The organism is Streptomyces sp. NPDC002676, from assembly GCF_053592455.1.
Genome location: NZ_JBSFVT010000001.1, coordinates 293907 through 308892 on the forward strand (window position 1 = coordinate 293907; position 14986 = coordinate 308892).

The 14986-nt window shown below is 71.2% G+C and carries 16 protein-coding genes; 11 read left to right on the forward strand and 5 right to left on the reverse strand.

Translation table 11 applies throughout. The features are described 5' to 3' along the window. The first annotated feature begins 137 nt into the window (after window positions 1-137). The 6 genes from ACWD3E_RS01375 (at window position 138) to ACWD3E_RS01400 (ending at window position 2740) form a co-directional block, all read left to right on the forward strand. The gene (locus ACWD3E_RS01375) at window positions 138-368 is read left to right on the forward strand and encodes a hypothetical protein (RefSeq protein ID WP_451385490.1); all 231 of its coding nucleotides are present in this window, start codon (window positions 138-140) and stop codon (window positions 366-368) included. Further along, window positions 365-604, forward strand: a complete 240-nt coding sequence (locus ACWD3E_RS01380) for a hypothetical protein (protein WP_451385491.1) — start codon at window positions 365-367, stop codon at window positions 602-604. Before ACWD3E_RS01375 ends, ACWD3E_RS01380 begins: the two co-directional genes overlap by 4 nt. Then, window positions 601-804 (forward strand): hypothetical protein, encoded by a 204-nt coding sequence (locus ACWD3E_RS01385; protein WP_451385492.1) that lies wholly within the window; start codon window positions 601-603, stop codon window positions 802-804. The genes ACWD3E_RS01380 and ACWD3E_RS01385 overlap by 4 nt, the downstream gene beginning before the upstream one ends. A gap of 304 nt (window positions 805-1108) precedes the next feature. Then, window positions 1109-1240, forward strand: a complete 132-nt coding sequence (locus ACWD3E_RS01390; protein WP_451385493.1) for a hypothetical protein — start codon at window positions 1109-1111, stop codon at window positions 1238-1240. A gap of 8 nt (window positions 1241-1248) precedes the next feature. Further along, on the forward strand, window positions 1249-2424 hold the full coding sequence (locus ACWD3E_RS01395; protein ID WP_451385494.1) for a methyltransferase domain-containing protein: 1176 nt from the start codon (window positions 1249-1251) through the stop codon (window positions 2422-2424). Between the two features lie 10 nt (window positions 2425-2434). Beyond that, complete coding sequence (locus ACWD3E_RS01400; RefSeq protein ID WP_451385495.1) at window positions 2435-2740, forward strand: DUF6087 family protein; 306 nt, start codon at window positions 2435-2437, stop codon at window positions 2738-2740. 34 nt (window positions 2741-2774) lie between these two features. Here ACWD3E_RS01400 and ACWD3E_RS01405 read toward each other — a convergent pair whose 3' ends face one another. Beyond that, window positions 2775-3290 (reverse strand): hypothetical protein, encoded by a 516-nt coding sequence (locus ACWD3E_RS01405; RefSeq protein ID WP_451385496.1) that lies wholly within the window; start codon window positions 3288-3290, stop codon window positions 2775-2777. A 107-nt stretch (window positions 3291-3397) separates the two neighbouring features. Between ACWD3E_RS01405 and recD2 the strand changes: the two genes are divergently transcribed. Both recD2 and ACWD3E_RS01415 read left to right on the forward strand, forming a co-directional pair. Beyond that, window positions 3398-5674, forward strand: a complete 2277-nt coding sequence (gene recD2, locus ACWD3E_RS01410; protein WP_451385497.1) for an SF1B family DNA helicase RecD2 — start codon at window positions 3398-3400, stop codon at window positions 5672-5674. A gap of 178 nt (window positions 5675-5852) precedes the next feature. Next, window positions 5853-7142, forward strand: a complete 1290-nt coding sequence (locus tag ACWD3E_RS01415; RefSeq protein WP_451385498.1) for a citrate synthase — start codon at window positions 5853-5855, stop codon at window positions 7140-7142. A 564-nt stretch (window positions 7143-7706) separates the two neighbouring features. Here the strand turns inward: ACWD3E_RS01415 and ACWD3E_RS01420 are convergent. The 3 genes from ACWD3E_RS01420 to ACWD3E_RS01430 all read right to left on the reverse strand — a co-directional run bounded on the left by ACWD3E_RS01420 (window position 7707) and on the right by ACWD3E_RS01430 (window position 11332). After that, a complete protein-coding gene (locus tag ACWD3E_RS01420) occupies window positions 7707-9950 on the reverse strand; it encodes a heavy metal translocating P-type ATPase (RefSeq protein WP_451385499.1) in 2244 nt (747 codons plus the stop codon). A gap of 98 nt (window positions 9951-10048) precedes the next feature. Next, window positions 10049-10288: a heavy-metal-associated domain-containing protein gene (locus tag ACWD3E_RS01425; protein ID WP_451385500.1), complete on the reverse strand. Its 240-nt coding sequence runs from the start codon at window positions 10286-10288 to the stop codon at window positions 10049-10051. An 87-nt stretch (window positions 10289-10375) separates the two neighbouring features. Then, a complete protein-coding gene (locus ACWD3E_RS01430; protein WP_451385501.1) occupies window positions 10376-11332 on the reverse strand; it encodes a PrsW family intramembrane metalloprotease in 957 nt (318 codons plus the stop codon). A 119-nt stretch (window positions 11333-11451) separates the two neighbouring features. Here ACWD3E_RS01430 and ACWD3E_RS01435 point away from each other — a divergent pair, with 119 nt between their 5' ends. Beyond that, a complete protein-coding gene (locus tag ACWD3E_RS01435) occupies window positions 11452-12495 on the forward strand; it encodes a zinc-dependent alcohol dehydrogenase family protein (RefSeq protein WP_451385502.1) in 1044 nt (347 codons plus the stop codon). A gap of 30 nt (window positions 12496-12525) precedes the next feature. Here the strand turns inward: ACWD3E_RS01435 and ACWD3E_RS01440 are convergent, their stop codons facing one another. Beyond that, window positions 12526-12726, reverse strand: a complete 201-nt coding sequence (locus ACWD3E_RS01440) for a helix-turn-helix transcriptional regulator (RefSeq protein WP_451385503.1) — start codon at window positions 12724-12726, stop codon at window positions 12526-12528. A gap of 349 nt (window positions 12727-13075) precedes the next feature. On the opposite strand from ACWD3E_RS01440, the gene iolC reads away from it, so the two are divergent. Together iolC and ACWD3E_RS01450 are read left to right on the forward strand one after the other, a co-directional pair. Next, entirely contained in the window at window positions 13076-14041 is a 966-nt protein-coding gene (iolC, locus tag ACWD3E_RS01445; RefSeq protein WP_451385504.1) for a 5-dehydro-2-deoxygluconokinase, read from the forward strand. Between the two features lie 59 nt (window positions 14042-14100). Continuing rightward, window positions 14101-14985 (forward strand): Cgl0159 family (beta/alpha)8-fold protein, encoded by an 885-nt coding sequence (locus ACWD3E_RS01450; protein WP_451386471.1) that lies wholly within the window; start codon window positions 14101-14103, stop codon window positions 14983-14985. Window position 14986 lies beyond the last annotated feature (1 nt).

Sequence of the window (14986 nt, forward strand, 5' to 3'; positions counted from 1 at the left end):
TACCGGCCGTCGCGCACAGGTGTTGGGTGATTACCGGCCGCATTGCCTCCTGTTCAGGGCGGCCGGTTGACGGCTCGCCGGTCCCTCCCAGCCCGGAGGGGGGCCGGCGGGGCACCGAGACGACGAAGAGGCCGACATTGACGACGCGCAGCACCACCCCCTCACCACCCGCCGACGGACTCGTGGACGCCCCCGCGCTCCACTTCGAGCAGCTGAGCGAACGGCAGCGTGCGGGCCGCTCCTGCTGCTGGTGCTCCGGAACCCCGAACCCGCGGTTTCCCGTGCGGATACTGCGCGCGGTCGATGTGCGCCTGCACGCGTGCGTGCCGTTCGCGGGCATGTACGGGGTTCCGGAGGTGGCCCGGTGAGCCGGAGCAGCCTCGGTCTCCTGCACCGTGCGCGCCGCTGGCTGGGCCGTCAGGTGCTGGACGCCGCGAGTGGCCGTACGGGCATCCTGCGGGCCATCGCCCCCGAGCCGAACGGCAGACGGCTGGTTGCGTGGCTCCGGCCCATGGGTGGCGGGTGCGAGTGGACGACGGACCCGGGCACGCTCGAAGTGGTCGGCCGGATCACCCCGCGCACGCATCCGAAGGAGCCGCAGTGACCGGCGCGGACAAGGCTCGCGCTCAGGTGGGCGACCTCGTGCGCGACACCGAGCGCAGCCGCGAGGCCGTTCTGACGGACGTACAGGGCGGCGTGCCGGTCCTGCGCCCCCGGTACGGCGGCGGGCTCGGTGCCGAATGGCGCGCGCAGTGGACGGCCGTCGAGCTGGTCGCCCGGCGCGGCACCTGGGACAACCGGTGAGCGAGCGCCACCGGATGCGCTGATCATCTGCCAGGCCCGCCCGACCCTTCTCTGGGGCGGGCGGCCACACAAGAGCCCCGGCCGGGGCTGCTGCTCTCACACATCCGCCCCGGCCGGCCCCAACCCGAAGGAAGGGAGACCACCGTATGACGAAACAGCCTCAACCGCCGCCACCGCCGAAGCCGCCCAAACCGACCAGCCCTCGGCCGGCGGACCGGACCCTCAGCCGAATCTCGTCGAACAGCTGAACGCGCGACCGATGGGCCGTTACACCAGAAACTCATACACCGACAAGGAGGCCCCGATGGGATGGGGAACCGGCAAGGGCGGATCGGGCGGCGACGGCAGGCACGCGGGTGGCAAGGACCCGGGCACCTCGAAGCCGTCTCCGGACACCAGCCAGCCGAAGTCCGACCCGAAGCACAAGAAGGGCTGACCTTCGGCATGAACGCCATGAGCACCAAGGAGCAGGCCGCCGCGCGCGGCCTGCTCCGCGCCGTATCGGAAGAACTCGGCCATCTGGGGGCGGAGTTGGAAGCCGCTTTCTGTCGCGCCCCGCGGCACTCGTTCCTGCCCCGCCTGGTGTGGCTGGACGACGACGGCGACTGGACCCCGTGTGACCGCGACGTGGAGCCCGCAAGCTGGCTGGAGGCCGCCTACGCCAACGGGCCGGTCGTCACCCAGGTCAACGACGGCCAGGAGCCGCAAGACGGGGACGTGTGGCCGTCGTCGTCCGCCTCCGCTCCGTCGATCGTGTTCCGCATGCTGCGCATGCTCGACCCGCGCCCCACACACAGGGTTCTGGAGATCGGCACCGGCACAGGATGGAACGCCGGTCTTCTCACCGCCCTGCTCGGCGACGAGAACGTGACGACCTTGGACGTGGACACCGCACTCACCGAGACCGCAGCACGCTCGTTGAAGGCCGCAGGCCTTCACCCGGCCGTCACGGCGGCGGACGGCGCGGGCGGTTTCCCGCCGAACGCGCCGTACGACCGGGTCATCGCCACCTGTTCCGTGCGCCGCCTGCCCTATGCGTGGGTGGAGCAGACCCGGCCCGGCGGAGCCATCCTCACCCCCTGGGAAACGCCCTGGCTCTGCTACGGGCTGCTGCGCCTGCATGTGGGCGGCGACGGCATCGCCTCTGGCCGTTTCTCCCCGCACTCCGCTTTCATGCTGATGCGCGGACAGCGCACCGACCTGCGGATCTACCGCGACGTGGTCCGCGACGAGCAGACCCCCGACGAGTCGAGCACGCGACTTGACCCGTGGCTGGTCGCCGGCCAAGACGCCGCCGCCCAGTTCGCCGTGGGGCTGCGGCTGCCGGACGTGTGGCACGCCTGGCACGAACAGCCGGGCGTGCCAGGCGTCGACGTACGCCTGTGGCTGGCGACCACGGACGCCACGTCGTGGGCAGCGGTCGACTGGGACGGCACCCGAGGTGCCGACCAGTGCACCGTGTGGCAGTACGGGCCCCGCCGCCTGTGGGACGAGGTGGCGACGTCCTACGCGTGGTGGACCGAGCGAGGGTGCCCCTCTGTCGAGCGATTCGGGCTGACGGTCACTCCCGACGGTCAACGGGCGTGGTTGGATGACCCCTCTCAGACCTGGACCCTCTGAGGAGCGTTGCATGGACGCCGAGGAATCGTTGGAGGAGCGGGCGGCCCGCCGCGCCGCGCGTCTGCGAGCGGTCGGTGAACGCCGCGCCGTCCCCCTCGGCCCCGGCCCGCAGCGTGCCGCACACCTGAACCCGGATGCGCCCCGGCTGATCGTGGAGTGGGACGGCTGTCAATGGGCTCCGGTGACCACCGTGGACGACTACGCAGCCGCGCAACGCATGTTGCACGGCATCGGCGACGAGGCGGCTCGGATCAGGCCTGTCCCCGGCAGGGGTCGGCCGATGGCGCCGGGGGCCGGACGGCACCGCAAGCCCTGACCAGGGCCGCCCCGAGGTTTGTCCCACCTGCCTGTCAGAGCCACTTGACGACGGCCACCGCGATCAGCGCGGCGACGGCGCCGAGTCCGCCGACGATCGCGGCGCCTATGGCGATCTTCACGCTGGCGGGCTGTATCTCCCGCCAGCCCAGCTCCCCGGCCACGCCCCGGATCAGGCGGTGCCCCTCGGCGGACGAGAAGGTGTACTGCTCGGTACCGTCCAGGGAGCGGGACGAGGTGATCGACACGCTCCGGCCGACGGACACCGTCTTCCCCAGCCGTACACCGGCAGGGCCCGCCGAGTACTCGACCGTGCGGACGACATCCGTGATCGAGAAGGCCTTCTTCTCCGGGCGCATGACGACGCGGTACGTGACCACCTCGCTGGTCCGGTGACGGGTCAAGAGCTCCTGCCACTGTGGGACGTCGACGTCCACCGTCAGCTCGAATCCCCGCTCTGTACGGGACATGCGGTACGGGGTGCCCGTAGCGGCGTCCCGGACCTTCAGGGCGAACTCATGGGCAGTCGCTGAGCTGTTCGGATCCATCACGGGCGCACCGTAACAGCGGGACGTACTCCCTGCCCTCCAGGCGTCCTGAGCCGGTCCGGATCCCCGGGCCGGTCCGGACTGTCAGTCGGCGCCGGTACCGTCGGATCATGGTGCAACAGGCGGGGAATCCCACGGGCGAGCGGCGAGCGGCCGTACTCGAAGGTGTGCTCGAACGCATCACGTACGCCAACGAGGAGAACGGCTACACGGTCGCCCGGGTCGACACCGGAAGAGGCGCCGGCGACCTCCTCACGGTCGTCGGCGCGCTGCTCGGTGCCCAGGTGGGGGAGTCCCTGCGCATGGAGGGCCGCTGGGGCTCGCATCCGCAGTACGGCAAGCAGTTCCACGTCGAGAACTACACGACGCTCCTGCCCGCCACCGTCCAGGGCATCCGGCGCTACCTCGGCTCCGGGCTGGTCAAGGGCATCGGGCCCGTCTTCGCCGACCGCATCACCCAGCACTTCGGGCTGGACACGCTCAGGATCATCGAGGAGGAGCCCAAGCGGCTCATCGAGGTGCCGGGGCTCGGGCCGAAGCGGACGCGGAAGATCGCCGACGCCTGGGAGGAGCAGAAGGCGATCAAGGAGGTCATGCTCTTCCTCCAGACCGTCGAGGTGTCGACGTCCATCGCCGTGCGGATCTACAAGAAGTACGGGGACGCGTCGATCTCCGTCGTCAAAGAGCACCCCTACCGCCTCGCCGCCGACGTCTGGGGCATCGGCTTCCTCACCGCCGACAAGATCGCCCAGTCGGTCGGCATCCCGCACGACAGCCCGGAGCGGGTCAAGGCCGGACTGCAGTACGCCCTGTCCCAGTCCGCCGACCAGGGGCACTGCTTTCTGCCGGAGGAGAGGCTCATCGCCGACGCCGTCAAACTCCTTCAGGTCGACACCGGGCTGGTCATCGAATGCCTCGCCGAGCTGGCCGAGCCGGGGGAGGACGGCGAGGAACCGGGCGTCGTACGGGAGAAGGTGCCGGGTCCCGAGGGTGACTCCGAGCCCGTCACCGCCGTGTACCTCGTGCCCTTCCACCGTGCCGAACTGTCCCTCTCCGCCCAGCTGCTGCGCCTGCTGCGGACCGGGGAGGACCGGATGCCGGGCTTCCGGGACGTGGACTGGGGCAAGGCGCTCGGCTGGCTGCGCTCCCGTACCGGCGCCGAGCTGGCGCCCGAGCAGGAGGCCGCCGTCAAGCTCGCGCTGACCGAGAAGGTCGCCGTGCTCACCGGCGGTCCCGGTTGCGGCAAGTCCTTCACGGTCCGCTCGATCGTGGAGCTGGCCCGTGCCAGGAACGCCACCGTGCTGCTCGCCGCGCCCACCGGTCGTGCCGCCAAGCGGCTGGCCGAGCTGACCGGAGCCGAGGCCTCCACCGTGCACCGGCTGCTGGAGCTGAAACCGGGAGGCGAGGCGGCCTATGACCGGGACCGGCCGCTGGAGGCCGACCTCGTGGTCGTGGACGAGGCCTCCATGCTGGACCTGCTGCTCGCCAACAAGCTGGTCAAGGCCGTGCCGCAGGGGGCCCATCTGCTGTTCGTCGGGGACGTGGACCAGCTGCCCAGCGTGGGTGCGGGGGAGGTCCTCCGCGATCTCCTCGCCGACGGCGGCCCGATCCCGGCCGTCCGGCTCACCCAGGTCTTCCGGCAGGCCCAGCAGTCCGGGGTCGTCACCAACGCGCACCGCATCAACGCCGGGCAGCATCCGCTCACCGAAGGGCTGAAGGACTTCTTCCTCTTCGTCGAGGACGACACCGAGGAGGCCGGCCGGCTCACCGTGGACGTGGCCGCCCGGAGGATTCCGGCCAAGTTCGGGCTCGACCCGCGCCGGGACGTCCAGGTGCTCGCGCCCATGCATCGCGGACCGGCCGGCGCCGGCACCCTCAACGGACTGCTCCAGCAGGCCATCACGCCGGGCCGGCCCGAGCTGCCGGAGAAGCGGTTCGGCGGCCGGGTCTTCCGGGTCGGCGACAAGGTGACGCAGATTCGCAACAATTACGACAAAGGGCAGAACGGTGTCTTCAACGGCACCGTGGGCGTCGTCACCTCGCTCGATCCGGTCGACCAGCGTCTGACGGTGCTGACGGACGAGGATGAGGAGGTTCCGTACGAATTCGACGAACTGGACGAACTGGCCCACGCGTACGCGGTGACCATCCACCGTTCACAGGGAAGTGAATATCCCGCGGTGGTGATCCCCGTCACCACGGGAGCATGGATGATGCTCCAGCGGAACCTCCTGTACACGGCGGTGACGCGGGCCAAACGGCTGGTCGTTCTCGTGGGTTCACGCAAGGCGATCGGCCAGGCGGTGCGCACGGTGTCGGCCGGACGGCGCTGTACGGCGCTGGACTTCAGGCTCATCACGAAAAATGATCGATCAAATGAGTCATGAAGGTCACAGAGCCCTTCCAGATAGGGAGACAACGGGGCAGGATGAGCAGGTTGGCGGCACTGAGTGCCGCCAATAGGCCCAATGGTCGACCCCGAGTGCACTCTCCTGAGCCAAATGGGGGATGGTAGAGACAGTCAGGGCACCTCGAAGATGAGGCACTACGTCGGTGAGGGAAGACGTGAGCGACAACTCTGTAGTACTGCGGTACGGCGACGGCGAGTACACCTACCCGGTGGTCGACAGCACCGTCGGCGACAAGGGCTTCGACATCGGCAAGCTCCGCGCCCAGACCGGTCTGGTGACCCTGGACAGCGGGTACGGCAACACCGCCGCCTATAAATCCGCCATCACCTACCTCGACGGCGAGGCGGGGATCCTCCGCTACCGCGGCTACCCCATCGAGCAGCTGGCCGAGCGCTCCACCTTCCTTGAGGTGGCGTACCTGCTGATCAACGGTGAGCTGCCGACCGTCGACGAGCTGACGACGTTCAAGGACGACATCACGCGGCACACCCTGCTGCACGAGGACGTCAAGAACTTCTACAAGGGCTTCCCGCGCGACGCCCACCCGATGGCCATGCTGTCCTCGGTCGTCTCGGCGCTGTCCACGTTCTACCAGGACAGCCACAACCCGTTCGACGAGCGCCAGCGCGACCTCTCCACGATCCGCCTGCTCGCCAAGCTTCCGACGATCGCGGCGTACGCGTACAAGAAGTCGATCGGTCACCCGTTCGTCTACCCGCGCAACGACCTCGGCTACGTCGAGAACTTCCTCCGTATGACCTTCTCGGTGCCGGCGCAGGAGTTCGAGCTGGACCCGGTCGTCGTCTCCGCGCTGGACAAGCTGCTGATCCTGCACGCCGACCACGAGCAGAACTGCTCGACCTCCACGGTCCGCCTGGTCGGCTCCTCGCAGGCCAACATGTTCGCCTCGATCTCGGCCGGCATCAGCGCGCTGTGGGGCCCCCTGCACGGCGGTGCCAACCAGTCCGTGCTGGAGATGCTGGAAGGCATCCAGGCGGGCGGCGGCGACGTCGACTCCTTCATCAACAAGGTGAAGAACAAGGAGGACGGCGTCCGTCTGATGGGCTTCGGCCACCGGGTCTACAAGAGCTTCGACCCGCGCGCCAAGATCATCAAGGCCGCCGCGCACGACGTCCTCTCCGCGCTCGGCAAGTCCGACGAGCTGCTGGACATCGCGCTGAAGCTGGAGGAGCACGCGCTCTCCGACGACTACTTCGTCTCGCGCAACCTCTACCCGAACGTCGACTTCTACACCGGCCTGATCTACCGCGCCATGGGCTTCCCGACCGAGATGTTCACGGTCCTGTTCGCCCTCGGCCGTCTGCCGGGCTGGATCGCCCAGTGGACCGAGATGATCAAGGAGCCGGGTTCGCGCATCGGCCGCCCGCGCCAGATCTACACGGGTGTCGTCGAGCGCGACTTCGTTCCGGTCGAGGAGCGCTGAGCGTATTGAGTGCAGGGCCTGCCTGGGCGGCGGGCCCTGAATCAGTGCTGAGCGAGCAGAAGGCGCCCTGAAACGCCGGTCCCCCCACGGGCCGACGGTCAGGGCGCCTTCCCGTGTCCCGGTGCGGATTCCCCCCACGGGATCCGGCCGGGCGCTCGGAGAAGACAGCGCCTGAATCGCTGTCTGAGCACAACGAGCTGACCCGCTGGGCTCCAGTGATGCGGTGCGATCTGCCGGGACAGCGCACGCAGGGAGGGCCGCTCAAAGCTTCCCGGTGTACGTGCCCCGGCAACGCATCTCTGAGGAAGTCCCCCAAGACAACCTCAGATGGCGGTTGGGCGCCCCCCAAGACGCCGAACCGACATCGCCAACTTAGACCGTCGAACCCCTTCGATGGTTACGTTCGCATCACTGTGATGTGCGTCTCTTGCATATGTCCCTTAAGTGCGCAAGAGCCCCGATACGAAAATCGGAGCCCAAGCGTAGAGACGATGCGAGAGCCTTGTGAAGAGCTTATGTGAGCCGAGGGCAGGACTCTAGAGGGACTCCTACTTCGGCGCGGTATCAGCGGAAGCGGCGCAGCCGCAGGCTGTTGGTCACCACGAACACCGAGGAGAAGGCCATCGCCGCGCCCGCGATCATCGGGTTCAGCAGCCCCGCCGCGGCCAGCGGCAGCGCGGCCACGTTGTAGCCGAAGGCCCACACCAGGTTGCCCTTGATGGTCGCGAGGGTGCGCCGGGAGAGCCGGATGGCGTCGGCGGCCACCCTCAGGTCGCCGCGTACGAGGGTCAGGTCGCCCGCCTCGATCGCCGCGTCCGTGCCGGTGCCCATCGCGAGGCCCAGGTCGGCGGTGGCGAGCGCCGCCGCGTCGTTGACTCCGTCGCCGACCATGGCCACGGTCCGCCCCTCGTGCTGCAGCCGCCGTACGACCTCCACCTTGTCCTCGGGCAGCACCTCGGCGATCACCTCGTCGATGCCGACCGCCTGCGCGACCGCCTCGGCGACCGTCCGGTTGTCCCCGGTGAGCAGCACCGGCGTGAGTCCGAGGGCGCGCAGCTCGCGCACCGCCTGAGCGCTGGTCTCCTTGACCGCGTCGGCGACGGCCAGCACCCCGCGGGCCCGGCCGTCCCAGCCCACCAGGACGGCCGTACGGCCGCCGCTCTCGGCCTTTTCCCGGGCTCGTGCCAAGTCGTCCGGCAGGCTCTCGAAGAGGCGCCCCACGGCCACCTCGCGGCCCTCCACGCGCCCGCGCACGCCCCGCCCGGGCACGTTCTCGAAGTGCTGGAGGGGCGGCAGCGCGCCGATCCGCTCCTCGGCGCCGACGGCGACCGCGCGGGCGACCGGGTGCTCGGAGGCGTGCTCCAGGGCGCCCGCGAGGCGCAGCACCTCCTCCTCGGCCTCGCCCTCGGCGACGTAGACCTCCTGAAGGGTCATCCGGCCGCTGGTGACCGTGCCGGTCTTGTCGAGGACGACCGTGTCGACGCGGCGCGTGGACTCCAGGACCTCGGGGCCCTTGATGAGGATGCCGAGCTGTGCGCCCCGGCCGGTGCCGACCATCAGCGCGGTCGGGGTGGCCAGGCCCAGGGCGCAGGGGCAGGCGATGATCAGGACGGCGACCGCGGCCGTGAACGCCGCGACGGTGTCCCCGGTGACGCCCAGCCAGACGCCGAACGTGCCGAGCGCGATCAGGATGACCACCGGCACGAACACCGCGGAGATCCGGTCGGCGAGCCGCTGCACCTCGGCCTTGCCGGTCTGCGCGTCCTCGACCAGCTTCGCCATCCGGGCCAGCTGCGTGTCGGCGCCGACCCGGGTGGCCTCGACCACCAGCCGGCCGCCCGCGTTGACGGTCGCGCCGGTGACCGTGTCGCCCGGGGCGACGTCCACCGGAACCGACTCGCCGGTCAGCATGGACGCGTCCACCGCGGAGAGGCCCTCCACCACGGTGCCGTCGGTGGCGATCTTCTCGCCGGGCCGTACGACGAACCGGTCGCCGACGGACAGGGAGGCCACGGGTATACGGACCTCACGGCCGTTGCGGAGTACGGCGACGTCCTTGGCGCCCAGCTCCATCAGGGCCCGCAGCGCCGCTCCCGCGCGCCGCTTGGCGCGGGCCTCCAGGAAGCGGCCGAGCAGGATCAGCGCGACGACTCCGGCGGCCACCTCCAGGTAGATCGTGGAGGTGCCGTCCATCCGGGAGACGGTGAAGCGGAAGTCGTCGTGCATGCCGGTCGTGCCCGCGTCGCCGAAGAAAAGGGCCCACAGCGACCAGCCGAACGCGGCCAGCGTGCCGACCGAGACCAGGGTGTCCATGGTGGCGGCGCCGTGCCGGGCGTTGGTCCAGGCGGCGCGGTGCAAGGGCAGGCCGCCCCAGACGACGACCGGTGCGGCGAGCGTGAGCGAGAGCCACTGCCAGTTGTCGAACTGAAGGGAGGGGGCCATGGCGAGCAGCACGACGGGCGCGGCGAGCAGCGCGGAGACGAGCAGGCGGTGCCGCAGGGCGCCCAGTTCGGGGTCCTGTTCCGCCGCCTCGGGAGTCTCGGCGGGTTCGGGCTCCGGCGGTGCGGGCTCCTCGGCGGTGTAGCCCGTCTTCACCACGGTGGCGATGAGGTCGGCGACCTGGACGCCCTCGGCGAAGGTGACCTTCGCCTTCTCCGTGGCGTAGTTCACCGTGGCGGTGACGCCGTCCATCCGGTTGAGCTTCTTCTCGATCCGGGCGGCGCAGGAGGCGCACGTCATCCCGCCGATGAGCAGCTCCACCTCGGAGCTGTCGGGGGCTATGGGGGCCTGTGTGCTGGCGGTGGTCATGTACCGGACTCCATGCGTCGGACCGGACCGTAAGGCTCCAGTATCAGCTGGTCGGCTGCTGCTGGTCCGTACGGCCCGGTCGCGGAAGGGGCGTGCTGTCAGGCCTTGCCGGCCAGCTCGTAACCGGCCTCGTCGACCGCGGCGCGGACGGCTTCCTCGTCCAGCGGGGCGGCGGAGACGACGGTCACCTCGCCACTGGCCGCGACGGCCTTGACCGAGCTGACGCCGGGGATCTGGGAGATCTCGCCGGAGACGGAGCCCTCGCAGTGGCCACAGCTCATGCCGGTCACCTTGTAGACGGTGGTGACGGGGCCCTGGGTTTCGGTCTGGGCGCTCATGTCGTTAACTCCTCGTGGAGACATATGCGGACACATAGGGTGCCAATGGGGTTCGCGGGTGAACCCCATGGCCATGACTCTATACCCCTAGGGGGTATTTCTCCAAGGGGGGCCGGGGTTCCGTGGGCCCATTGAGCGCAGCCACGCGATGCCGGCCAGCGTGACCAGGGCCGCGAGCCCCACCGAGAACAGCGTGAACAGGTGCTCCTGCGTGGCGCCCGGCCGGGGGATGTACCCCTGCGCGAACAGCTGCCGGTCCAGTCCGGCGCCGGCCAGCCGGGCCGCCAGCCAGATCGCGAGGCCGTGCGTGGAGTCCCACAGGGCGTGCAGCACGGAGACCCCGAGGCAGGCGCCGACGACCGGGCCGGTGAGCCGGAACTGCCCGTTCGCGCGGCGGAAGGAGAGCAGGACCCCGCCCGTGATCGCCGTCCACAGGCCGTGCCCGAAAGGTGCGAGCACCCCGCGCAGGAGCTCTGTCTCGAGCAGTGTCCGCAGGTCGACGCCGACCGGGGACACGGCCGCGTCGAAGGCGTACCCGGCGCTCTCCAGGGCCGCGTAGCCGAGGCCGACGACGGCGCCGAGCACCAGCCCGGCCCGCGTCCCGCGGATCCCCGGCTGCCGGCGCAGCACGAACACCAGCGCGCCGAGCTTCGCCGCCTCCTCGGTGGGCCCGACCCCGGCGAACATCAAGAGAGAGGGGCGCAGCAGATACGACTCCATCATCGAGGCGCCCAGCACCCCGAGCACGCCACCGGCCAGGAAACAGCCGAGGACCGCGCTGACACCCAGGTCCCGGCCGTGCCGCTCGTACGCCCACAGCACGAAGACGACGGGCACCAGGAAGCTGCCGAGCAGGATCAGGGTGGGCAGCACCGCGGTGTTCCGGGCCGTGTACGCCACCACCGCGGTCAGCGCCCACAGCGCGAGCCCGCCGCCCAGGCAGCGCCGCCACAGGCCCGCGCCGATGCGCGGGTACGGCGGCGGGGGCTGCTGCGGGCCGGGAATACGGGCCCGGGGTGTGCCGGGCGGCGGAGAGTGGGTCACGGCGGGGTCCCCTTGTGCTCCTGCTTGCACCTCTTGTCCGCACCCTAAGCAGACGCGCTCCATGTCGCAGGCGCCCGCACCCGTTCCGGTGGTGCGGGCGGAGTGAAAGGGTGAGCCGCATGAGAGCCGTGGTGTTCGAGGAGTACGGGAAGCCGGCCCAGGTGCGGGAGGTGCCGGACCCGGAGCCCGCGGAGCACGGGGTCGTGGTGCGGGTCGAGGCGACCGGGCTGTGCCGCAGCGACTGGCACGGCTGGATGGGCCACGACCCGGACATCGTCCTGCCGCACGTGCCCGGCCATGAACTCGCCGGAGTGGTGGAGGCGGTGGGCGCCCGGGTCACCGGCCGGCGGCCCGGCGACCGGGTCACCGTGCCGTTCGTCTGCGCCTGCGGGACCTGCCCGTCCTGCGCGGCCGGCGACCAGCAGGTGTGCGAGCGGCAGACCCAGCCCGGCTTCCACCACTGGGGCTCCTTCGCCCAGTACGTGGCGCTCGACCACGCCGACGTCAACCTGGTGGCCGTACCGGACGGGATGGCCTACGCCACGGCGGCGGCTCTCGGCTGCCGGTTCGCCACCGCCTTCCGCGCGGTGGTGCAGCAGGGCCGGGTGGCTGCCGGGGAGTGGGTCGCGGTGCACGGGTGCGGCGGGGTCGGACTGTCTGCGGTGATGATCGCGGCGGCCTCCGGCGCCCGGGTGGTCGCCGTCGACCTCGCGCCCCGAGCCCTGGAGCTGGCACGGGAGTTCGGCGCCGCCGAGTGCGTGGACGCGGCCCACGTCACCGACACCGCCGAGGCCGTGCGCGAGCTGACCGGCGGCGGCGCCCACCTCTCCCTGGACGCCCTCGGCTCGCCCGCCACCTGCGCGGCCTCGGTCAACTCCCTGCGCCCGCGCGGCCGGCACGTCCAGGTCGGCCTGCTGCCCTCACCGGACGGCAGGACCCCCGTCCCCATGGCCCGCGCCATCGCCCTGGAGCTCGAACTCCTCGGCAGCCACGGCATGGCCGCGCACGCGTATCCCGGCATGCTCCGGCTGGTCCGCTCCGGCGCCGTGCGCCCCGACCTGCTGGTGACGTCGTCCATATCCCTCGACGCGGCCCCGGCGGCCCTCGCCGCGATGGGTACGGCACCGGGGGCCGGCGTCACGGTCATCGAGCCCTGGAGCTGACGCCCCCGACCCTCGCTCCCGCGGCGCCCGTCAGCCGTGTCTGCGCCCGCGGTTGCCGGGCCGGGAGGCGACCCAGGCGCGCACGGTGTCGGCGTACCAGTAGGGCTTGCCGCCCTCCACGTGGTCGGGCGGAGGCAGCAGCCCGTGCTTGCGGTAGGACCGTACGGTGTCCGGCTGCACCCTGATGTGCGCCGCGATCTCTTTGTAGGACCAGAGCCTGCGGTCGGTCATGAGTCGTACCTCCCTGCGCGCGCCGCGGCGGCGGCCGGGGGCGGCCGTCGGGGGAGCCGGGCGCTGCGCCGGCGATCACCAAGCCTGTGCCCGGTGAACGGCGCACGGTGACCGATGGGAAGCAGCTGTCGACCGGGTGTGACGGATAACCCGCATAGACGCGACATGTGTGACACGAACGGGGCGTTTGTGACACGCCTGCCGCAAAGTAGCCGTTTATATGCCCGGGTCACCCGGGAATCGCACGGCCGTCTGGTCCGAATGTCTGGACAAAACATTGACAGGCTTCCGCGTACGGGACTACAAAGCCGGGGAGAGCCATGGGGAGAGCCATGACGAAGGGAAGCCGATGGCCTACGACCTGATCACCATGGGGCGGATCGGAGTGGACCTCTACCCCCTGCAGACCGGCGTCCCGCTCGCCCAGGTGTCGTCCTTCGGCAAGTTCCTCGGCGGGTCGGCGACGAACGTCGCGGTCGCCGCGGCCCGGCTCGGCCGGCACACCGCCGTGATCACCCGCACCGGCGACGACCCGTTCGGCGCCTACCTCCACGAGGCCCTGCGCGGCTTCGGCGTGGACGACCGCTGGGTCACGCCGGTGCCCGGACTGCCCACCCCGGTCACGTTCTGCGAGGTGTTCCCGCCGGACGACTTCCCGCTCTACTTCTACCGGCAGCCCAAGGCGCCCGACCTGGAGATCGAGGCCCACGAGCTGGACCTGGACGCCATCCGCGAGGCCCGCGTCTTCTGGGTCACCGGCACCGGCCTGAGCGAGGAGCCCAGCCGTACGGCGACCCTCACGGCCCTCGCCCACCGGGCCAGGTCCGGCATCACCGTCTTCGACCTCGACTGGCGGCCCGCTCTCTGGAACAACCCGGCCTGGAGGGACCCGGACGCCGCCCGCCCCCTCTACGCCGAGGCCCTGCGCCACGCCACGGTCGCCGTCGGAAACCTGGACGAGGTGGAGGTCGCCACCGGGCTGCGCGAGCCGCACGCCGCCGCCCGCGCGCTCCTGGACGCCGGGGCCGAGACCGCCGTCGTCAAGCAGGGAGCGAAGGGCGTGCTCGCCGTGAACCGGGCGGGCGAGTCTGCCGAGGTCCCGCCGCTGCCCGTCACCGTCCTCAACGGACTCGGCGCCGGAGACGCCTTCGGCGGCTCCCTGTGCCACGGCCTCCTCGCGGGCTGGGACCTGGAGACGACCATGCGGCACGCGAACGCGGCCGGCGCCATCGTCGCCTCCCGCCTGGAGTGCTCCTCCGCGATGCCCACCCCCGACGAGGTGGCCGCCGCGCTCGACGCCGGAGCGGTGCTGTGAGGGCGGGCAGGGTGGCGGGCACCCACCGCGAGGGCGGGGACGGCGGTCGGCAGGCCCGCGTGGACGTCTCCGCGCTGGTCCACACCCGCACCCACCACCCCGAGGCCATCGCCGAGGCCGCCACCCGCCGGGCCCGGCGCCCGCTGCTGCACGAGAACGGCCGGCTGATGATCGTCGCCGCCGACCACCCCGCCCGCGGCGCCCTCGGCGTGGGCGACCGGGGGCTCGCCATGGCCAACCGCGCCGACCTCCTCGAACGCCTCTGCATCGCGCTGGCCCGGCCCGGCGTCGACGGCGTCCTCGCCACCGCCGACATCCTCGACGACCTGCTGCTGCTCGGCGCCCTCGACCACAAGGTCGTCATGGGCTCCATGAACCGCGGCGGCCTCCAGGGCGCCGGCTTCGAGCTGGACGACCGGTTCACCGGCCACCGCCCCGAGGACATCGAGCGCCTCGGCTTCGACGCCGGCAAGCTGCTGCTGCGCATCGACTACGACGACCCGGGCTCGCTGACCACCCTGGAGTCCGCCGCCCGCGCCGTCGACGACATGGCCGCGCGCCGGCTGCCGGTCTTCGTGGAGCCGTTCCTCAGCCACCGCACCCCCAAGGGGAAGCTGAGGAACGACCTGTCCGCCGAGGCGGTCACCAAGGCCATCGCCATCGCCTCCGGCCTCGGCGGCACCTCCGCCTACACCTGGCTGAAGGTGCCGGTCACCGACAACCCCGACGACATGGCCCAGGTCATGGAGACCTCGACCCTGCCCGCCGTCCTGCTCGGCGGAGACATCGGCGACTCGCCCGAGGGCCAGGTCGCCGCCTTCGAGAAATGGCGCGGAGCGCTCCAACTGCCCACCGTGCGAGGCCTGGTGGCCGGCCGCTCGCTGCTGTACCCGGCGGACGGTGATGTGGCCGCCGCCGTGGACACCGCCGTAGGACTGCTGTGAG